Raw genomic sequence first — 20,631 nt, forward strand, 5'->3', positions numbered from 1 at the left:
ATACTTAAAATTGCGAGCCGGAACACCTTTTGTCATAAGGGATGCGCGATATGAGTGGCGCTTTTAACAACGATGGTCGGGGCATATCTCCCTTAATTGCAACCTCCTGGGAGAGATGCAATAAGCTGATGAAACGGGAGACATGGAACGTACCACACCAGGCCCAGGGCGTGACATTTGCGTCTATTTATCGGCGTAAGAAAGCGATGCTGACGCTCGGGCAGGCTGCGCTGGAAGATGCCTGGGAATATATGGCACCGCGAGAGTGTGCGTTGCTTATCCTCGATGAAACCGCCTGCATTCTCAGCCGTAATGGCGATCCGCAAACCTTGCAGCAACTAAGTACACTGGGATTCAATGACGGCACGTATTGCGCCGAGGGAATTATTGGTACTTGTGCGCTATCGTTAGCGGCTATCTCTGGTCAGGCCGTGAAAACGATGGCCGATCAACATTTCAAACAGGCACTCTGGAACTGGGCCTTTTGTGCAACGCCGTTGTTTGACAGCAAGGGCCGATTGACGGGAACAATAGCGCTGGCGTGTCCGGTTGAGCAAACTACCGCAGCTGATTTGCCGTTGACGTTGGCAATCGCCCGAGAGGTCGGTAATTTACTGCTGACGGACAGTTTGCTCGCTGAAACTAACCGTCATTTAAATCAACTTAATGCCCTGTTAGAAAGTATGGATGATGGCGTGATTAGCTGGGACGAGCAGGGTCATTTGCAATTTATCAATGCCCAGGCGGCGCGGGTCTTGCGCCTTGACGCGACGGCAAGTCAGGGAAGGGCGATCACTGAACTCTTAACGTTACCCGCCGTATTGCAACAAGCAATAAAACAGGCACATCCGCTCAAACACGTAGAAGCAACCTTTGAAAGTCAGCACCAGTTTATTGATGCGGTGATAACCCTTAAACCGATAATAGAAACGCAGGGAACCAGCTTTATTTTGTTGCTCCATCCTGTGGAACAGATGCGGCAGTTAATGACCAGTCAATTAGGAAAAGTCAGCCATACTTTCGCTCATATGCCACAAGAGGATCCGCAAACCCGCCGCTTGATTCATTTTGGTCGCCAGGCGGCGCGCAGTAGCTTTCCTGTCCTGCTTTGTGGAGAAGAGGGCGTGGGTAAGGCACTGCTAAGTCAGGCAATTCATAATGAAAGCGAGCGTGCAGCGGGGCCTTATATCGCCGTCAATTGTGAGTTATATGGTGATGCGGCGCTGGCGGAAGAATTTATTGGTGGCGATCGCACGGATAATGAAAATGGTCGTTTGAGTCGACTGGAACTGGCGCACGGCGGCACGCTGTTTCTTGAAAAGATTGAATATCTGGCGGTGGAGTTACAGTCTGCTTTGCTTCAGGTTATCAAGCAGGGTGTTATCACGCGACTGGATGCGCGGCGTTTAATACCCATTGATGTCAAAGTGATTGCCACAACGACCGCGGACCTGGCAATGCTGGTGGAACAAAATCGCTTTAGTCGCCAGCTGTATTACGCGCTGCATGCATTTGAAATTACCATCCCGCCTCTGCGTATGCGGCGTGGCAGCATTCCGGCGCTGGTGAATAACAAATTACGCAGTCTTGAAAAACGCTTCTCTACGCGTCTGAAAATTGATGACGATGCCCTCGCTCGCCTGGTTTCTTGTGCATGGCCAGGCAACGATTTTGAACTTTACAGCGTCATCGAGAATCTTGCTCTGAGTAGTGATAACGGGCGCATTCACGTCAGTGATTTACCTGAACATCTGTTTACCGAGCAGGCGACAGATGATGTCAGCGCCACCCGCCTTTCCACCAGTCTGTCATTTGCGGAAGTTGAAAAAGAGGCAATTATTAACGCAGCCCAGGTCACAGGCGGTCGCATTCAGGAAATGTCGGCTTTACTTGGAATCGGCCGCACTACGCTGTGGCGGAAAATGAAGCAACATGGCATTGATGCAGGGCAGTTTAAGCGCCGGGTATGAAAGACAGAAACGATTTCTGATACATCAGAGAGATCTGTATTTCATTCCGGCGCACGCTAACATTTTTCAGCATCGTTTAAGGGCTTGTCTATCCCGCACTTAAAAGCTGAAGCGATATCCTCCGTTGACTTGCTTCTGATCAAAGAGGTTACCCTGCGTGTAATCCGCTTCGAGATAGAATGTGTGCTGTTTGTTATACTGTGCACTGACTCCCACGCCATTATTCCAGCCATTACCTTTGAAACTGTACTTCTCCCGGGAGTTGTTCAACAGATATTCGGTATCCCCTGAAAACTCGCGGATAGCGCCAGTCTTCACATAGACATTCAGCTGGCTGTTGCCTGCGGTGATGTCATACCCCAGTATCATGCTGGCACGCCCCAGCAGCGATTCGTAGTGATTCAGATGTATATTGAGGCCATTACTCGCCTTCATAGCCATCTCATTCTGGTGGCTGTATGTGAGCTGGGTTTGCGGCTCTATATAGAACCCATAACCAGTAGGGGACAGGTTGAGCCTCTGCCCGGCTTCCAGGGAGATACTCATTCCTTTCGCAGTGCCGTTGGCGTTAACGCCGTTGTTCTGACTGTCCAGTACGTGGAAACTATTTTTCTGGCGCGATGCTTTTACTACGAGATCGCTGTAAAAACCGTTTTGTGCCATGTAACTGGCATACATTCCCATGTAGTCTGAACGTGCGGTACCGTCGCCTCCGCTATAGTCCGGCGATGCATGTGTTGAGCCAATATACAGACCGACATACAACGGCATTACATCAGAGATACGTTTATCCCCACCAAACTGGATACCGCTGTAACCCATGTCAAAGCCGCTCAGTTTGCCACTGGCGAAGGAGTCCAGACTTCCCCCATAACTGCGCAGCCAGATATTTCCGTCTTTACTCTGATTTCGCAGGTCACCCATCCGTTGCATCAGCGTACGGTTTTCAACATAGTTCAATAAGTAACCGACATTGAGATAATTGCCGCCAGCATCTGCGGTCGTGGTGGGTTTAGGCGTGGGAGCGGGGGCAGGCGTAGGATCGGGGTTGACTATGGGGGGCTGAGCGGGGGCTGGTGTGGGCTCAGGATTAGGAGTCGGCTCCGGAATTGTCCCGGAAGCGTAGAGCTCCCAGTTAGTGCCATTTTTACGCACATCATACAGATATCCTCCCAACTCAACCTGAGAAGACGCGCTGAACGAGGCCGCGCCGTCAGTGGTTTTTACCACTGTCAGAACTTCATTTCCCGTTGTGGCCTCGCTGCCCTGGTTACGGATAGCCAATATGTGATTACCAGCACTACTCCCGCTGATATTCAATAAATCCCCTTTATTATTAACGCCATTACCCTCGCCAACAACATCAGCACGCATAATAAAGGTACTGTTACCGCTCAGGTTCTCTACGTTTAATGTGGTGAATGTGCCGGCAGTTGACTTGTGGCTGGCAAAATCGACAGTTGAATGGCTCAGCGCCAGCGTGTCGAGATTAGAATTACTTGTTACGTTCCAGACGCTGTTATTCATTGTAACGTCCAGTTTCCCGCCATTGACATTATCGCTGAGGGAAGAACCTGTCCAAACCGACCCAGGGTGCATATCCAGATTGATTAGCCCACCTTTGGAGAGAACGCTACCGTTGATAAGCATACGACCCGAAGCGTTGATGCGGCTGGCGGCATAACCATCGTCATGTTGCGTTGCGATGGCCATCTGGTCGGGTGTACTCATATCAATGACCAGATCGCTCGTGAGGTCGATCTGGCTGTTGGTCATGGCATAAATCCCCCTGGCTCCTGCCGCGCCGGTGATAGCCAAACTGTCTCCGGTTATTCTACCGCCGCTGAGCGCCCACAAACCCAGCGCCAGACTGCCATTACGATCAACCGTAATATCGGTATTTTGCATGTTGACAACAGCCGTTGCCGTCTGGGCTGAGGCACCATAAGAACCGCTGGAAAAGATGCTGTTTCGTTGCGCTGCCGTGCCAGAAAAATTGATTGTCGCGTCTGAACCACTGGTTACGAGGCCACCGCCCTGCGCGGAAGAAATATGGCTATCAGCACCGATAGTGGTTGTACCACCACGAACTTCGACGCCATTTGCCGCGGCTCCAGTTACATCAACAGTGAGTGCATTCGCGCTCACCTGGCCAAAGCTCCAGAGGCCGTGTGCATTATCGCCATTGGTTTTAATGGAACTGTTTGTTCCGAGATCGACAACAGAGTTTTTCTGTACGTTTATCCCCATGGCGCTGTAGCCCTGAACATCGATTGTCAGGTCTGTCGCCGTAAAACGCGCAGCACCATTGGCGTTATTGCCGTTGAGACCACCGATATAAACACCTGTACTTCCATCGGTCTTGATTTTACTTCCGCTTCCAAGATCGACACTGGTGCCATAGTCATTGATGGTTAGGCCTATACCGTTCGAGTTTTCAATGGTGAATTGAGTGGCTGTTAGTGTTGAGCTATGTCCAATAATGATGCCGTCATCGTTACTCTTAATGGTGCTGCCTGTGCCTAAGTCAGCATGGGTATAGTCACCAATTAAATTAATGCCGATGGCAGAGGTTTGACCAACAACATCTACTGTAAGTTGGTTAGCTGTCAGGGAGCTGTTCTTGCCCTGAATAACGATTCCCTTTGCATATCCAGAGGCGTCGTTGACATTGACGGTGACATCATTACCCAGGTTGATATTGCCAGGCGTGTTTCCTGCTGGGGTCATTACACCATATAGGTTTCCTGATGGATCGGCGGTATCTCCTGTAATTCTGTCACCATCACTAATGGTAATATTGGTGCCATTTTGACTTCCTAAATCAGCAGCTATCAGCAGGGGGGAAAAGATAATTGCATTCAAACCAATAGCGCCATATTTTATCAGTTGAATGGAGGGCGAACGGATTTTTAATTCAGCGAGACGATCGGCTTTGGTATTCCCATTGTGTTGTTTGATGCCCATACCACTCCTATATAGTACCCAGGCTATGGGTCTATGGATTTTGTCATTTTGTTTAAGTCAATGAATAATATCCTCTTATCATCATGATATTTGTATGGTGCAATCATGATGAGCTGCTCTGAGAATAATTCTCTATTACCGGGCAAAATCAGGAACACAGGAATTAATATATATTTAACATCCCCCTTACAAAGGTGAGTTTAGATCGAGTTATTCCCTAAGTTGTCGTTACTTATTCCAATTCGTTACAATGAATATGACAAAAACATTACAACAAACAGCGGTTAAATAATTTGGTGAATATTTTTGGTAATAATCCTAATTGGTTATGGGATTTTCGCTTGATGTATCTGCATAACAAAAACAATATGAGCCATTTTTGCATTACTAATAAGAAAAAGCAAAAAACATCGATATTCATTTTTGATCAATGGATTTTCTGGCTTATCGTTATTATCGTGCTACTGGTTATCATTTTCATCTTGCCAGGAACGCACGTAATCACGTTATTCGGGGGCTTTATCTGCTGGATATTGCCCTTCAGGCAAGTCCTTTTCTCGCCAGCATACTGGAGCGTAATCAATATTGATCAGCTGTGAAGGGGGCTGATGTGGAGTGGAACACAAACTTACGTTATCTCATTGCTAATGAGATATCCCTCATCTGAACACTTATGTCTTTAATTATTCTCGTGGTTCACTATAGGCAATAAGCACAAAAGTGTAGGATGTTATAAGAATGGTTAGGACTCGGTGAAATGAAAAATCCACGCAATTGCGTGGATTTTATATACTTTTGCGCTCTTCATGAGATTTAGCGAAACCTCATGAGACAACAAATTAATTAGACGTTGAACAGGAAGTTCATTACATCGCCATCTTTAACGATGTAATCTTTGCCTTCTGCACGCATTTTGCCTGCTTCTTTCGCGCCTTGTTCACCTTTGTAAGTGATGAAATCTTCGAACGAAATAGTTTGTGCACGGATAAAGCCTTTTTCAAAATCAGTATGGATTTTGCCAGCGGCCTGCGGCGCGGTTGCACCAACCGGAATGGTCCATGCACGTACTTCTTTCACCCCAGCGGTGAAGTAAGTTTGCAGGTTCAGCAGCTTATAACCGGCACGGATCACACGGTTCAGGCCCGGCTCTTCCAGCCCAAGCTCCTGCATAAACTCGTCACGTTCTTCGTCGTCCAGTTCGGCAATGTCTGCTTCAACTGCAGCACAAACCGGAACCACAACAGAACCTTCTTTCGCCGCGATTTCACGCACCTGGTCAAGATACGGGTTGTTTTCAAAACCGTCTTCGTTGACGTTGGCGATGTACATTGTTGGTTTCAGCGTCAGGAAGCTCAGGTAACGAATAGCCGCTTTCTCTTCAGCGCTTAAATCCAGCGCGCGCAGCATACCTGCGTTTTCCAGCTGGGGCAGGCATTTTTCCAGGACCGCCAGCTCAGCTTTCGCGTCTTTATCGCCACCTTTGGCTTTCTTCTGTACGCGATGAATCGCACGTTCGCAGGTGTCGAGGTCTGCCAGCGCCAGTTCGGTGTTGATAACTTCAATATCATCAGCCGGGTTAACTTTGCCGGAAACGTGAATGATGTTGTCATTTTCAAAGCAGCGAACAACGTGACCGATCGCTTCGGTTTCACGGATGTTGGTCAGGAACTGGTTACCCAGACCTTCGCCTTTCGATGCGCCTTTTACCAGACCGGCGATATCGACAAATTCCATGGTCGTGGGAAGCGTACGCTGCGGTTTTACGATTTCAGCCAGTTGATCCAGGCGAGGGTCAGGCATTGGTACGACGCCTGTGTTCGGCTCGATGGTGCAGAATGGAAAGTTGGCCGCTTCAATACCGGCTTTGGTCAGCGCGTTGAACAGGGTAGATTTCCCGACGTTGGGCAAACCGACGATACCGCATTTGAATCCCATGATTTAAATCACCTTAATATCTTAATAATCAACCTGTTATTGCTAACAGATTGCAGAAATGGAAATAACTTTGCCTATTATACACGGCACTCGGCAAAAATGCCGCAGACAACGACTTATTGCGCTTTAAAGGCGTGCAATCGGTTCGTTGCTTTGGTCAAGCCATCTGTAAACCACATTTCAGTACAACGCGCCGCTTCGTCGATGGCTTCATCAATTAACTTCTGTTCACTAACAGGCGGTTTGCCTAATACAAAACCAACAACTTTATTTTTATCGCCCGGATGACCGATTCCGATGCGTAAACGGTGAAAGTTAGGGTTATTACCCAATTTACTGATGATGTCTTTCAGTCCATTGTGACCACCATGGCCACCGCCCAACTTAAATTTGGCGACGCCAGGAGGCAGATCCAGTTCGTCGTGGGCCACCAGAATTTCGTCCGGATTAATGCGGAAAAAACTGGCCATCGCCGCAACGGCTTTGCCGCTGAGATTCATAAATGTAGTCGGGACTAACAGGCGGACATCTTCGCCTCCAAGGGTGACTCGCGAAGTATAACCAAAGAATTTAGCCTCTTCGCGCAGCGGAGCGCGCAATCGCTCTGCCAGTAAGTCAACGAACCAGGCACCAGCATTATGTCGCGTTGCGGCGTATTCAGCGCCGGGGTTCGCCAGGCCGACAATCAATTTAATCGTCACGTTTTTTTGTCCTGAGTGTGTACATAACTGGCGCGTAGTTTACTGGTTGCGGCCCCGCTTGACAAAAAACTGCGTATCAAATGCAGATAACGCAATAATTGCCTGAGTGGACTATTAGAAAGTCAAGGTGTTCAGGCGTTTATTTGTAAAGTTTTGTTGAAATAAGGGTTGTAATTGTGATCACGCCCGCACATAACCCACAGGGTGTTGTCTATACTTTACACATAAGGAAGAGGGGTATTCCCTGTTACAACCCAGAAAGTTCCGGAGGTGACATATGAAACGCAAAAACGCTTCGTTACTCGGTAACGTGCTCATGGGGTTGGGTCTGGTGGTAATGGTGGTCGGCGTGGGGTATTCAATCCTCAACCAGTTACCACAGTTTAATATGCCCCAGTATTTCGCACATGGTGCAGTGCTAAGTATTTTCGTCGGTGCCATTCTCTGGCTGGCGGGTGCCCGTGTTGGCGGGCATGAACAGGTGTGCGACCGTTACTGGTGGGTTCGCCACTATGACAAACGTTGCCGCCGTAGCGATAATCGCCGTCATAGCTAACAAATAATGCAGTTTGCTGACCAGTCAGTTTGCGCTGACTGGTCAATCTCGTACTTATAAATCCGCCATCGCCGCGCGACGATTCGGGAAGAAAGCAAGGCGGCCCGGGATCGGTTGAATGCCTGCGCGAGCCATAGTGCGCAGTGGCTGGAATTCCAGGTTGCACACGCGCAGTTCACATCCTTCGGGCAGACGCTTCACAAAACGCTGGAACGCATCAAGACCACCAGCATCAAGTACCGGAACGGCATCCCACTTCAGAATCACAATCCGTTTGCCTTCAAGACGTGACTCCAGGTCCGTGAACAAGCCTTCAGCGGCAGCAAAAAACAGCGGACCAATAACGCGCAGAACCAGAACATCGTCTGGAACGTCTACGACTACCGGTGCCAGGCGAGTCATACGTGCGATACGACGCATAAACAGTAGCGATGCCAGCACGATCCCCACGCTGATGGCAATAACCATATCAAACAGCACAGTCAGCGACATGCACAGCAGCATGACGATGATGTCATCTTTCGGCGCATGACGCAGCAAGTCGACCACTTTGTGCGCTTCACTCATGTTCCACGCCACCATCAACAGCAGGGCAGCCATGGCGGAAAGCGGCAGCCAGGAGAGCAGCGGTGCCAGTACCAGCAGGGCAAGAATAACCAGAATAGAGTGGATCACCGCCGAGATAGGGGAAGTTGCCCCGGCACGGACGTTAGCGGCAGAGCGCGCGATGGCAGCTGTAGCGGTAATACCACCAAAGAACGGGGCGATGATATTCCCCAGTCCCTGTCCAACCAGTTCGCTGTTCGCTTTGTGTTTCGTTCCGGTCATACCATCCAGTACCACGGCGCAGAGCAGAGATTCGATTGCGCCGAGCATTGCCATTGAGAATGCCGCAGGCAGCAGTGTGCGAATAGAATCCCAGGTTAGCGTGAATTCTGAATCAGGTAGATCCCACGGCAGCACCAGTTGTGGCAGCAATTGCGGAATACCGTTACCCTGAGAACCATCGGCCAGAACGTAGTGGAATTGCGAACCGATGGTAGCTACATGTCCGCCGAGCAGGTTAACAATCCCCATCACCGCGCAACCAGCCAGCAAGGCCGGAAGGTGACCAGGCAAACGAATGCCCAGACGCGGCCAGAAAACCAGAATGCCAAGCGTCACAATGCCAATGGCAGCATCACCCACATTAATGGTCGGCAACGCCATAAATAATGCGCCGACTTTTTGTAGATAATGCTCCGGGACATGGGCCATTTGCAGACCGAGAAAATCTTTAATCTGCATGGTACCGATGGTGATCCCGATACCCGAGGTGAAACCTAAGGTCACGGAAACCGGAATATATTCAATCAAGCGTCCAAAACGTGCCAGCCCCATCAGGATCAAAAAGACACCTGACATGAGTGTCGCGACCAGCAGTCCTGCCAGTCCAAACTGTTGCGAAACGGGATAGAGAATTACCACAAATGCCGCAGTCGGACCGGAAACGCTAAAGCGTGACCCACCCGTCAGAGCAATGACAATCCCCGCAACAGCTGCGGTATATAAACCGTACTGGGGTGCCACACCACTACCAATAGCCAACGCCATTGCCAGCGGGATAGCAATAATCCCGACGGTTATCCCGGCAATCAGGTCACGGGTAAACCGTGCGGCAGTATATTTTTCTTTCCAGCAAGCGTCGATCAGAGCGCGGAAAGGCATCACATGTGAGGAAAATATTTTGTTCACAATAATGTTTCATCCGTGAGCGCATCATCTGTCAACTAAATGGCAGGTGAAGGAGGCATAGGTCATACAAATGGATATTACAGACAAAAAAACCCGCCGCAGCGGGTCTTTGAGCCGGGTTCGATTAGTGTTCGAACATGGCAGAGATCGATTCTTCGTTGCTGATACGACGAATCGCTTCGGCCAGCATACCTGACAGGGTCAGAGTACGCACGTTCGGCAGTGATTTGATTTCATCGCTCAGCGGAATGGTATCGCAGACAACGACTTCATCAATTACAGAGTTACGCAGGTTGTTCGCCGCGTTGCCAGAGAAGATCGGGTGAGTCGCGTACGCAAATACACGTTTAGCACCACGTTCTTTCAGAGCTTCAGCAGCTTTACACAGCGTACCGCCAGTATCGATCATATCATCGACCAGTACGCAGTCACGACCTGCAACGTCACCGATGATATGCATCACCTGGGAAACGTTCGCACGCGGACGACGTTTGTCGATGATTGCCATATCGGTATCGTTCAGCAGCTTAGCGATAGCGCGGGCACGCACAACGCCGCCGATGTCCGGAGAAACCACAATTGGGTTATCCAGATTCAGCTGCAGCATGTCTTCCAGCAGGATCGGGCTACCAAATACGTTATCAACCGGAACGTCGAAGAAACCCTGAATCTGTTCAGCGTGCAGATCCACTGTCAGCACACGGTCAACACCGACGCTGGAGAGGAAGTCTGCAACCACTTTCGCAGTGATTGGTACACGAGCGGAACGGACGCGACGGTCCTGGCGCGCATAGCCAAAGTAGGGGATAACAGCGGTGATACGACCTGCGGAAGCACGACGCAGGGCATCAACCATAACGACTAATTCCATCAGGTTGTCGTTAGTAGGGGCACAAGTGGACTGGATGATGAAAATATCACCACCGCGTACATTTTCGTTAATTTGTACGCTGACTTCGCCGTCGCTAAAGCGACCTACAGCGGCGTCGCCGAGTGAAGTGTACAGGCGGTTGGCAATACGTTGTGCTAGTTCCGGGGTGGCGTTACCAGCAAAAAGCTTCATATCAGGCACGAGAAGAACCTCAGGCATGCGTCCATTGGTGGAAAGAATCTGCCGAAAACTGTGCGGGCCAGGCATGATTCTTTCCAGGCGGTGTATTAAAGAGCGCGATGCAACGTCTGGAACAAGGTGACGTTGTCACCGAAACTCAGCTTGCCCGGCTTAAAGCATGGCTCTGTGCAATGGGGAAAGATTAACGCCTTTCGCCACAAAGCCATTGAGCCATTCCGGGGCTTGCTCTAGCACCTGGCGGGCTTCAGACTCTGTATCAAATTCAGCAAAGACACAGGCCCCTGTCCCAGTCAGGCGCGACGGGGCGTATTCTAACAGCCAGGAAAGCACCGCATCAACCTCGCGAAAACGTTTTCTTGCGATAACCTCGCAATCATTGCTGAATTCACATTTTAGCAACGTTTCTATTGACCTTTTTGGCGTATTGCGCGGGAGTTCAGGATCTTTAAAAATCACCGGAGTCGGAATACTTACACCAGGGTGCGCCACCAGATACCACTTCTCTGGCGGATCCACCGGCGTTAGTATTTCACCAACGCCTTCGGCAAACGCGGCATGACCACGTACAAAGACAGGAACATCTGCGCCCAGCGTCAGTCCCATTTCCGCCAGCTCATCCATGCTTAGCCCGCATTGCCAGAGATGATTTAATGCCACCAGGACCGTCGCGGCATTGGATGAACCACCGCCGAGACCGCCGCCCATCGGCAAACGCTTGTCAATGCTGATATTCGCACCGCTTCCCGTCGGAAGACGCCCGCTGTCTGCCGCAGTTTTCATCAATAACCGCGCTGCGCGAACGATCAGGTTATCTTCATGTTCCACGCCTTCAACGGGCGTTAACAGACGAATATCCCCATCGTCACGAAGCTCAATGTTGATGGTGTCGCCGTAATCAAGAAACTGAAACAGCGTTTGCAGCGTGTGGTAACCATCCGCACGCTGACCGGTAATGTATAAAAACAGATTAAGTTTTGCCGGAGAGGGCCACTGTGTCCGCATTATTTCACTATCCAGTTATCCATTTTTAACTTGATGCGTTGACCACCGTCGGTGAGCTCCATATTGGCTGGCATCGCAGGTTGCGTTTTGGTGTCATAACCACCATAAACAACCTTCCAGTTTTTGCCATTCTGGCTGTAGGTGATTTCGCTCAGGCGGTACTGGTCGTCCAGTTTGTAGTCGGTTGCATCACCCGGTAAACCTAAAATCCACTGGCGCAAACTGTTGAGCGGAATCGGCATTCCGGTCAATTTGCCAATCATCTCTTCGGCGTCATCGGCGGTATAACGCTGACCTTTATTGTCGACTAACTGCACGTTACCCGGTTGAGCATTCAGCTCCAGTTCCGTGCTGCCCAATGGGTTAGTCAGCAGCAGACGGTAGCGATCCTGGCCGGTTTGCTGCCAGAAGAAACGGGCGTACACTTTTTGTTGGTCAGAAATATAAGCGAACGCGCCGCGAGTTTGATACTGATTAAGATTGCGCACGTCTTGCTGATGCTGACGCCATTGTGGCGAATCCGGGCTTTTGCCAGGACCTTTGGGCGTGGTAACGGAACAGGCAGTGAGCACAAGAGCAGCCAGCGGTAGCAGGCGGATAAGACGAAAATCGGGCAGGGGCATAGTGATGACAAGTCCTTGAGATACGTTGCAGTTATAACCCTTAATGCTAGCGTTACCGTCCGCTATCGTCTATGTTCAAGTTGTCTTAATTGCCAGAATCTAACGGCTTTCGGCAATTACTCCAAAAGGGGGCGCTCTCTTTTATTGATCTTACGCATCCTGTATGATGCAAGCAGACTAACCCTATCAACGTTGGTATTATTTCCCGCAGACATGACCCTTTTAGCACTCGGTATCAACCATAAAACGGCACCTGTATCGCTGCGAGAACGTGTATCGTTTTCGCCGGATAAGCTCGATCAGGCGCTTGACAGCCTGCTTGCGCAGCCGATGGTGCAGGGCGGCGTGGTGCTGTCGACGTGCAATCGCACGGAACTTTACCTTAGCGTTGAAGAGCAGGATAACCTGCAAGAGGCGTTAATCCGCTGGCTTTGCGATTATCACAATCTTAATGAAGAAGATCTGCGTAAAAGCCTCTACTGGCATCAGGATAACGACGCGGTTAGCCATTTAATGCGTGTTGCCAGCGGCCTGGATTCACTGGTTTTGGGGGAGCCGCAGATCCTCGGTCAGGTTAAAAAAGCGTTTGCCGATTCGCAAAAAGGCCATATGAAGGCCAGCGAACTGGAACGCATGTTCCAAAAATCTTTCTCTGTAGCGAAACGCGTTCGCACTGAAACAGATATCGGTGCCAGCGCTGTGTCTGTCGCTTTTGCGGCTTGTACGCTGGCGCGGCAGATCTTTGAATCGCTCTCTACGGTCACAGTGTTGCTGGTAGGCGCGGGCGAAACCATCGAGCTGGTAGCGCGTCATCTGCGCGAACATAAAGTACAGAAGATGATTATCGCCAACCGCACTCGCGAACGTGCCCAAATTCTGGCAGATGAAGTCGGCGCGGAAGTTATTGCCCTGAGTGATATCGACGAGCGTCTGCGCGAAGCCGATATCATCATTAGTTCAACTGCAAGCCCGTTACCGATTATCGGTAAAGGCATGGTGGAGCGGGCATTAAAAAGCCGTCGCAACCAACCAATGCTGTTGGTGGATATTGCCGTTCCGCGCGATGTTGAGCCGGAAGTTGGCAAACTGGCGAATGCTTATCTTTATAGCGTTGATGATCTGCAAAGCATCATTTCGCACAACCTGGCGCAGCGTAAAGCCGCAGCGGTTGAGGCGGAAACTATTGTCGCTCAGGAAACCAGCGAATTTATGGCGTGGCTGCGTGCACAAAGCGCCAGCGAAACTATTCGCGAGTATCGCAGCCAGGCAGAGCAAGTTCGCGATGAGTTAACCACTAAAGCGTTAGCGGCCCTTGAACAGGGCGGCGACGCACAAGCCATTATGCAGGATCTGGCATGGAAACTGACTAACCGCTTGATCCATGCGCCAACGAAATCACTTCAACAGGCCGCCCGTGACGGGGATAACGAACGCCTGAATATTCTGCGCGACAGCCTCGGGCTGGAGTAGCAGTACATCATTTTCTTTTTTACAGGGTGCATTTACGCCTATGAAGCCTTCTATCGTTGCCAAACTGGAAGCCCTGCATGAACGCCATGAAGAAGTTCAGGCGTTGCTGGGTGACGCGCAAACTATCGCCGACCAGGAACGTTTTCGCGCATTATCACGCGAATATGCGCAGTTAAGTGATGTTTCGCGCTGTTTTACCGACTGGCAACAGGTTCAGGAAGATATCGAAACCGCACAGATGATGCTCGACGATCCTGAAATGCGTGAGATGGCGCAGGATGAACTGCGTGAAGCTAAAGAAAAAAGCGAGCAACTGGAACAGCAATTACAGGTTCTGTTACTACCAAAAGATCCTGATGACGAACGTAACGCCTTCCTCGAAGTCCGTGCCGGAACCGGCGGCGACGAAGCGGCGCTGTTCGCAGGCGATCTGTTCCGTATGTACAGCCGTTATGCCGAAGCCCGCCGCTGGCGGGTAGAAATCATGAGCGCCAGCGAGGGTGAACATGGTGGTTATAAAGAGATCATCGCCAAAATTAGCGGTGATGGTGTATATGGTCGTTTGAAATTCGAATCTGGCGGTCATCGCGTGCAACGTGTTCCTGCTACGGAATCGCAGGGGCGTATTCATACTTCTGCTTGTACCGTTGCGGTAATGCCAGAACTGCCTGACGCAGAACTGCCGGACATCAACCCGGCAGATTTGCGCATTGATACTTTCCGCTCGTCAGGGGCGGGTGGTCAGCACGTTAACACCACCGATTCGGCAATTCGTATTACTCACTTGCCGACCGGGATTGTTGTTGAATGTCAGGACGAACGTTCACAACATAAAAACAAAGCTAAAGCACTTTCTGTACTCGGTGCTCGCATCCACGCTGCAGAAATGGCAAAACGGCAACAGGCCGAAGCGTCTACCCGTCGTAACCTGCTGGGGAGTGGCGATCGCAGCGACCGTAACCGTACTTACAACTTCCCGCAGGGGCGCGTTACCGATCACCGCATCAACCTGACGCTCTACCGCCTGGATGAAGTGATGGAAGGTAAGCTGGATATGCTGATTGAACCGATTATCCAGGAACATCAGGCCGACCAACTGGCGGCGTTGTCCGAGCAGGAATAATGGAATATCAACACTGGTTACGTGAAGCAATAAGCCAACTTCAGGCGAGCGAAAGCCCGCGGCGTGATGCTGAAATCCTGCTGGAGCATGTTACCGGCAAAGGGCGTACTTTTATTCTCGCCTTTGGTGAAACGCAGCTGACTGACGAACAATGTCAGCAACTTGATGCGCTACTGACACGTCGTCGCGATGGTGAACCCATTGCTCATTTAACCGGGGTGCGAGAATTCTGGTCGTTGCCGTTATTTGTTTCGCCAGCGACCTTAATTCCGCGCCCGGATACGGAGTGTCTGGTGGAGCAGGCACTGGCGCGGTTGCCTGAACAACCTTGCCGTATTCTCGATCTCGGGACGGGTACCGGGGCGATTGCGCTGGCGCTGGCTAGCGAGCGCCCGGACTGCGAAATTACCGCTGTAGATCGTATGCCAGATGCTGTCTCTCTGGCGCAACGTAATGCCCAGAATCTGGCGATCAAAAACATCCATATTCTGCAAAGCGACTGGTTTAGCGCGCTAGCCGGGCAGCAGTTTGCGATGATTGTCAGTAATCCGCCGTATATTGACGAGCAGGACCCACATCTTCAACAAGGCGATGTCCGCTTTGAGCCGCTCACTGCGCTGGTTGCGGCAGACAGTGGAATGGCAGACATCGTGCATATCATCGAACAGTCGCGTAACGCGCTGGTATCCGGCGGCTTTCTGCTTCTGGAACATGGTTGGCAGCAGGGCGAAGCGGTGCGACAGGCATTTATCCACGCGGGATATCATGACGTCGAAACCTGTCGGGACTATGGTGATAACGAGCGCGTAACGCTCGGCCGCTATTATCAATGACAATTTTTTCTACACTGCTTAGCGTTCATCTCATTAGCATTGCGCTTTCTGTAGGGCTATTAACCTTACGTTTCTGGCTACGTTATCAGAAGCATCCTCAGGCATTTGCGCGCTGGACGCGCATTGTGCCGCCGGTTGTCGATACGCTGTTATTGTTAAGTGGCATTGCGTTGATGGCTAAAGCGCACATCCTGCCATTTTCCGGGCAGGCACAGTGGCTGACTGAAAAGCTGTTTGGAGTTATCATTTATATCGTTTTGGGTTTTATTGCACTCGATTATCGTCGTATGCACAGTCAGCAGGCGCGCATTATTGCCTTCCCGCTGGCGTTGGTGGTGCTGTACATCATCATTAAACTCGCCACCACAAAAGTACCGTTACTGGGGTAAGTCATGAGATCGTTAGCTGATTTCGAATTTAATAAAGCGCCATTGTGCGAAGGCATGATCCTGGCTTGCGAAGCAATCCGCCGCGATTTTCCCTCGCAAGATGTTTACGACGAACTGGAGCGTCTCGTTAGTCTGGCGAAGGAAGAAATCAGCCAGCTTCTGCCTTTAGAAGAGCAGCTGGAAAAACTGATCGCGCTGTTTTACGGCGACTGGGGATTTAAAGCCTCACGCGGCGTTTATCGTCTTTCCGATGCATTATGGCTGGACCAGGTGTTAAAGAATCGACAGGGCAGTGCGGTATCATTAGGTGCCGTTTTATTATGGGTCGCGAATCGTCTCGATTTGCCGCTGCTGCCGGTGATTTTCCCTACGCAGCTGATATTGCGCATTGAATGTCCGGATGGCGAAATTTGGCTGATTAATCCTTTTAACGGTGAATCGTTAAGCGAACATATGCTGGACGTATGGTTAAAGGGAAATATCAGCCCGTCTGCGGAACTGTTTTATGAAGACCTTGATGAAGCTGATAACATTGAGGTAATCCGCAAATTGCTGGATACACTCAAAGCTTCGTTGATGGAAGAAAATCAGATGGAGCTGGCGCTACGTACCAGCGAAGCTTTATTACAATTCAACCCGGAAGATCCCTATGAAATTCGCGATCGCGGGTTGATTTATGCGCAACTGGATTGCGAACACGTTGCGTTGAACGATTTAAGTTATTTCGTTGAACAGTGTCCGGAAGACCCGATCAGCGAAATGATCCGTGCGCAAATAAATAACATCGCGCATAAACATATTGTGCTGCATTAATTAATCGACATTTTACTCAAGATTAAGGCGATCCTATGAAACAAAAAGTGGTTAGCATTGGCGACATCAACGTAGCAAATGACCTGCCGTTCGTACTGTTTGGCGGTATGAACGTGCTGGAATCTCGCGATCTGGCGATGCGCATTTGCGAGCACTACGTAACCGTGACCCAGAAACTGGGTATCCCTTACGTGTTCAAAGCCTCTTTTGACAAAGCCAACCGCTCCTCCATCCACTCTTATCGTGGACCGGGCCTGGAAGAAGGGATGAAAATCTTCCAGGAGTTGAAGCAGACTTTTGGCGTGAAAATTATCACCGACGTTCACGAACCAAGTCAGGCACAGCCCGTTGCGGATGTCGTGGATGTGATTCAGTTGCCGGCGTTTCTTGCTCGCCAGACTGACCTGGTTGAAGCCATGGCGAAAACCGGTGCGGTAATTAACGTCAAGAAACCACAGTTTGTCAGCCCGGGACAGATGGGTAATATCGTTGATAAATTCAAAGAAGGCGGCAACGAAAAAGTGATTCTTTGCGATCGCGGTGCTAACTTCGGCTATGACAACCTGGTTGTCGATATGCTGGGCTTCAGCATTATGAAGAAAGTGTCTGGTAACTCGCCGGTGATTTTCGACGTGACCCACGCACTGCAATGCCGCGATCCGTTTGGCGCAGCTTCCGGTGGTCGTCGTGCTCAGGTGGCTGAGCTGGCACGAGCCGGTATGGCGGTAGGTCTGGCGGGGCTGTTTATTGAAGCGCATCCGGATCCGGAACATGCGAAATGTGATGGTCCATCTGCGCTGCCGCTGGCTAAACTGGAACCGTTCCTCAAGCAGATGAAAGCGATTGATGACCTGGTGAAAGGTTTCGAAGAACTGGATACCAGCAAGTAATCTTTTTTGCCTGAAAACTAAAGCCTTAGCGTTCTGCGTTAAGGCTTTTTTCATGGGGCCGGATACAAAAAAGGCCGCAGGCTGTTACTCCTGCGGCCGGTTTCGGGCGCATATTGCCATCACGGCAGCCTGACGCCCGTTTTCACCTTACTTCCGGTTACGCCACCAGCTGACAATCGCTGCGGTAATAATTCCCGCCAGGATCGGTGCTGCCAGGTCGTGCCAGAAAGTCATGGCAAACTGCGTGAGCGTCATATAGCCGCCTTGTTGTAATGACAACATTTTGCGGCTATTCTTGAATTGTTCTGGTTCAAGATTAGCCCCCGTTCTGTTGTCAGGTTATACCTCTCAACGTGCGGGGGTTTTCTCTTTCCAGCAACCAATGCCACCAGGGATAGAGCCCCCGCAACATTGCGCCTCACCGGATAACGCCGGCTTGGTGTGGATACTACGACTCAATTCATCTTCACTTCATCCCTGAAATGTATGCAATGAAGAGTGCATTCCGGTTTTTCAACAGCTGTTACAGTCGTTTCATGAGTGCTCTGGATGATGCTTCCAGCTCGGGTTGCCAATATTTACTTGTGGAAGAGATAAAAACAAAAAAGGCCGCAGGCTGTTACCCCTGCGGCCGGTTTCGGGCGCATATTGCCATCAAGGCAGCCTGACGCCCGTTTTCACCTTACTTCCGGTTACGCCACCAGCTGACAATCGCTGCGGTAATAATTCCCGCCAGGATCGGTGCTGCCAGGTCGTGCCAGAAAATCATGGCAAACTGCGCGAGCGTCATATAGCCGCCTTGTTGTAATGACAACATTTTGCGGCTATTCTTGAAGTGTTGATGGTTCAAGATTAGCCCCCGTTCTGTTGTCAGGTTTTACCTCTCAACGTGCGGGGGTTTTCTCTTTCCAGCAACCAATGCCACCAGGGATAAAGCCCCCGCAACATTGCGCCTCACCGGATAACGCCGGCTTGGTGTGGATACTACGTCTCAATTCATCTTCACTTCATTCCTGAAATGTTTGCAATGAAGAGTACATTCCGGCTTTTCAACAGCTGTTGCAGTGGTTTCGTGCAGGTTCTGGTACAGGCTCGCAATTCTGATTAACAACCTGTTCAGGTAGTATGAAGAAATACAATAAGCAGGAATTTATATTATCTCCCCCGATTTCAGTCATCGGAGGAGATATAACTGTCAGGCAAATATCGTCATCAAATAGGCGGCAAACAGTGCCAGATGCGCTGCGCCATTGAGCACGTTAGTACGTCCGGTGGAGAAGGAGATATGGCACAGCACTAAAGAGGCCACCATCACCACCATTTCTGGCGCACCAAGTGCAAACTGCAATTCGTTACCCGTCATAAAGGCAATTAGCGTGACGACAGGTACGGTAAGCGAAATGGTTGCTAACACTGAACCAAAGAACAGATTCATCGCGCGCTGGACCTGGTTGTTCAACACTGCTTTTAACGCACCTAAACCTTCCGGCGACAGAATCAACAGAGCCACCAGGAAGCCAGTAAAGGCGACAGGGGCATTCATGCTGTCGAGCAATGTCTCCAGCGGGCTGGCGTTCATTTTGGTGACTGCAATAACGGCAATCAGATGGACAATCAACCAGATAGCATGCCAAAGGCTGCTATGGGCAGACGGTTTACCGTGGTGCGGGTCGTCATCATCACTGTCATCTTCGTGCTCGTAGACAAATAAACTTTGATGCGTTTTGGTCTGGATCAGCAAAAATACGCCATACATTGCCGCAGAAATTAATGCTACCAGTAACGCCTGACCGGTTGAAAAATTCGCCGCAGGCAGAGCCATTGGAAATACCAGTACGATTATCGCCAGGGGGAACAGCGCAATTAAATACTGCTTGATACCAAACAGATTCATATATTGGGTGGCAAACTTGCGTCCGCCCAACAATAATGAAAAGCCAACCAGCCCACCGGTAACAATCATAATGATTGAATAGAGCGTATCACGCATTAGCGTTGGCGCGGCGTCGCCGGTTGCCATTAAAGCTGAAATCAAACTGACTTCAAGAATAACCACTGAAAGGCTAAGAATAAGCGAACCGTAAGGTTCTCCCAGGCGATGGGCTAATACGTCCGCATGACGGACAACACTAAAGGCGCTACTTAAAATACCAATAAGAGCAAGAAGATTGATGCCAATGACCACTGGTAGTGTCTGGCTGCTTCCCCACAGGAACAGCACTACCAGCGCCAGAACCGGGAAAATAAGCGAAGTCTCCTTGTGGCGGGTTTTTACCGCCTCTTGAGCATTTGACATTATGGTTATCCCTTTGCAGATGAATTTATCGAAAATGTAAAAAATAGGTAGGAAAAATAACAGAAAGTGTCTGGATATCGGTAACATTTTACGAATTTTTACCCCGCTGTCGATTTTTTACTCATCGGGCCATAAAAATAAGCAATGCGTTTAGACAATGTTTGTTTTAGCGTTTCTTAAGAAGAGTCTGACATGAAAATTCTTATGTTTTGGCAAGAGTGGATATTGTTGACCACACTTAATGTTCAACTTTGTAA

At 50.1% G+C, this 20,631-nt stretch carries 18 protein-coding genes; 8 read left to right on the forward strand and 10 right to left on the reverse strand.

Going from position 1 to position 20,631, the window contains the following annotated elements; genetic code table 11:
• Nucleotides 1–50 precede the first annotated feature (50 nt).
• Nucleotides 51–1,970 (forward strand): dihydroxyacetone kinase operon transcriptional regulator DhaR, encoded by a 1,920-nt coding sequence (gene dhaR / locus ACJHYR_RS15755; RefSeq protein ID WP_042028509.1) that lies wholly within the window; start codon nucleotides 51–53, stop codon nucleotides 1,968–1,970.
• Between the two features lie 99 nt (nucleotides 1,971–2,069).
• Here the strand turns inward: dhaR and ACJHYR_RS15760 are convergent, their stop codons facing one another.
• The 3 genes from ACJHYR_RS15760 to pth all read right to left on the reverse strand — a co-directional run bounded on the left by ACJHYR_RS15760 (nucleotide 2,070) and on the right by pth (nucleotide 7,573).
• Nucleotides 2,070–4,937: an autotransporter outer membrane beta-barrel domain-containing protein gene (locus ACJHYR_RS15760; protein WP_072837487.1), complete on the reverse strand. Its 2,868-nt coding sequence runs from the start codon at nucleotides 4,935–4,937 to the stop codon at nucleotides 2,070–2,072.
• Nucleotides 4,938–5,780: 843 nt separating this feature from the next.
• The gene (gene ychF / locus ACJHYR_RS15765) at nucleotides 5,781–6,872 is read right to left on the reverse strand and encodes a redox-regulated ATPase YchF (protein WP_000505866.1); all 1,092 of its coding nucleotides are present in this window, start codon (nucleotides 6,870–6,872) and stop codon (nucleotides 5,781–5,783) included.
• Between the two features lie 116 nt (nucleotides 6,873–6,988).
• On the reverse strand, nucleotides 6,989–7,573 hold the full coding sequence (pth, locus tag ACJHYR_RS15770) for an aminoacyl-tRNA hydrolase (protein ID WP_000152933.1): 585 nt from the start codon (nucleotides 7,571–7,573) through the stop codon (nucleotides 6,989–6,991).
• Nucleotides 7,574–7,850: 277 nt separating this feature from the next.
• On the opposite strand from pth, the gene ychH reads away from it, so the two are divergent.
• The gene (gene ychH / locus ACJHYR_RS15775) at nucleotides 7,851–8,129 is read left to right on the forward strand and encodes a stress-induced protein YchH (RefSeq protein ID WP_000823885.1); all 279 of its coding nucleotides are present in this window, start codon (nucleotides 7,851–7,853) and stop codon (nucleotides 8,127–8,129) included.
• A 54-nt stretch (nucleotides 8,130–8,183) separates the two neighbouring features.
• On the opposite strand, the gene dauA is transcribed toward ychH, so the two are convergent.
• From dauA to lolB, 4 genes are all read right to left on the reverse strand, one after another.
• Entirely contained in the window at nucleotides 8,184–9,863 is a 1,680-nt protein-coding gene (gene dauA / locus ACJHYR_RS15780; protein ID WP_001033362.1) for a C4-dicarboxylic acid transporter DauA, read from the reverse strand.
• 124 nt (nucleotides 9,864–9,987) lie between these two features.
• Nucleotides 9,988–10,935 carry a ribose-phosphate diphosphokinase gene (prs, locus tag ACJHYR_RS15785; protein ID WP_001298109.1) on the reverse strand — a complete coding sequence of 316 codons (948 nt, stop codon included), beginning with the start codon at nucleotides 10,933–10,935 and terminating at the stop codon, nucleotides 9,988–9,990.
• A 150-nt stretch (nucleotides 10,936–11,085) separates the two neighbouring features.
• Nucleotides 11,086–11,937, reverse strand: coding sequence for a 4-(cytidine 5'-diphospho)-2-C-methyl-D-erythritol kinase (gene ispE, locus ACJHYR_RS15790; protein ID WP_001260310.1), 852 nt, complete (start codon nucleotides 11,935–11,937; stop codon nucleotides 11,086–11,088).
• Nucleotides 11,937–12,560, reverse strand: a complete 624-nt coding sequence (gene lolB / locus ACJHYR_RS15795; RefSeq protein WP_001130692.1) for a lipoprotein insertase outer membrane protein LolB — start codon at nucleotides 12,558–12,560, stop codon at nucleotides 11,937–11,939. The genes ispE and lolB overlap by 1 nt, the downstream gene beginning before the upstream one ends.
• A gap of 213 nt (nucleotides 12,561–12,773) precedes the next feature.
• Here lolB and hemA point away from each other — a divergent pair, with 213 nt between their 5' ends.
• From hemA to kdsA, 6 genes are read left to right on the forward strand one after another with little or no spacing between them, the layout of a single operon-like run.
• A complete protein-coding gene (hemA, locus tag ACJHYR_RS15800) occupies nucleotides 12,774–14,030 on the forward strand; it encodes a glutamyl-tRNA reductase (RefSeq protein ID WP_001558992.1) in 1,257 nt (418 codons plus the stop codon).
• 40 nt (nucleotides 14,031–14,070) lie between these two features.
• Nucleotides 14,071–15,153 carry a peptide chain release factor 1 gene (prfA, locus tag ACJHYR_RS15805; protein ID WP_000804726.1) on the forward strand — a complete coding sequence of 361 codons (1,083 nt, stop codon included), beginning with the start codon at nucleotides 14,071–14,073 and terminating at the stop codon, nucleotides 15,151–15,153.
• Nucleotides 15,153–15,986 (forward strand): peptide chain release factor N(5)-glutamine methyltransferase, encoded by an 834-nt coding sequence (prmC, locus tag ACJHYR_RS15810; protein WP_000456458.1) that lies wholly within the window; start codon nucleotides 15,153–15,155, stop codon nucleotides 15,984–15,986. Before prfA ends, prmC begins: the two co-directional genes overlap by 1 nt.
• The gene (gene sirB2 / locus ACJHYR_RS15815; protein ID WP_000151883.1) at nucleotides 15,983–16,375 is read left to right on the forward strand and encodes an invasion regulator SirB2; all 393 of its coding nucleotides are present in this window, start codon (nucleotides 15,983–15,985) and stop codon (nucleotides 16,373–16,375) included. Before prmC ends, sirB2 begins: the two co-directional genes overlap by 4 nt.
• A 3-nt stretch (nucleotides 16,376–16,378) precedes the next feature.
• Nucleotides 16,379–17,188: an invasion regulator SirB1 gene (gene sirB1, locus ACJHYR_RS15820; protein WP_001257044.1), complete on the forward strand. Its 810-nt coding sequence runs from the start codon at nucleotides 16,379–16,381 to the stop codon at nucleotides 17,186–17,188.
• A 35-nt stretch (nucleotides 17,189–17,223) separates the two neighbouring features.
• Nucleotides 17,224–18,078, forward strand: coding sequence for a 3-deoxy-8-phosphooctulonate synthase (gene kdsA, locus ACJHYR_RS15825; protein ID WP_000811065.1), 855 nt, complete (start codon nucleotides 17,224–17,226; stop codon nucleotides 18,076–18,078).
• Between the two features lie 147 nt (nucleotides 18,079–18,225).
• Here kdsA and ACJHYR_RS15830 read toward each other — a convergent pair whose 3' ends face one another.
• The 3 genes from ACJHYR_RS15830 to chaA all read right to left on the reverse strand — a co-directional run bounded on the left by ACJHYR_RS15830 (nucleotide 18,226) and on the right by chaA (nucleotide 20,374).
• A complete protein-coding gene (locus ACJHYR_RS15830; protein ID WP_000176713.1) occupies nucleotides 18,226–18,333 on the reverse strand; it encodes a type I toxin-antitoxin system toxin Ldr family protein in 108 nt (35 codons plus the stop codon).
• 427 nt (nucleotides 18,334–18,760) lie between these two features.
• The gene (locus tag ACJHYR_RS15835; RefSeq protein WP_000170955.1) at nucleotides 18,761–18,868 is read right to left on the reverse strand and encodes a type I toxin-antitoxin system toxin Ldr family protein; all 108 of its coding nucleotides are present in this window, start codon (nucleotides 18,866–18,868) and stop codon (nucleotides 18,761–18,763) included.
• Between the two features lie 405 nt (nucleotides 18,869–19,273).
• Nucleotides 19,274–20,374 (reverse strand): sodium-potassium/proton antiporter ChaA, encoded by a 1,101-nt coding sequence (gene chaA / locus ACJHYR_RS15840; protein ID WP_001309461.1) that lies wholly within the window; start codon nucleotides 20,372–20,374, stop codon nucleotides 19,274–19,276.
• Between the last annotated feature and the right edge of the window lie 257 nt (nucleotides 20,375–20,631).

This window comes from Escherichia sp. WS1450, from assembly GCF_046487395.1.
GTDB classification, from domain to species: domain Bacteria; phylum Pseudomonadota; class Gammaproteobacteria; order Enterobacterales; family Enterobacteriaceae; genus Escherichia; species Escherichia coli.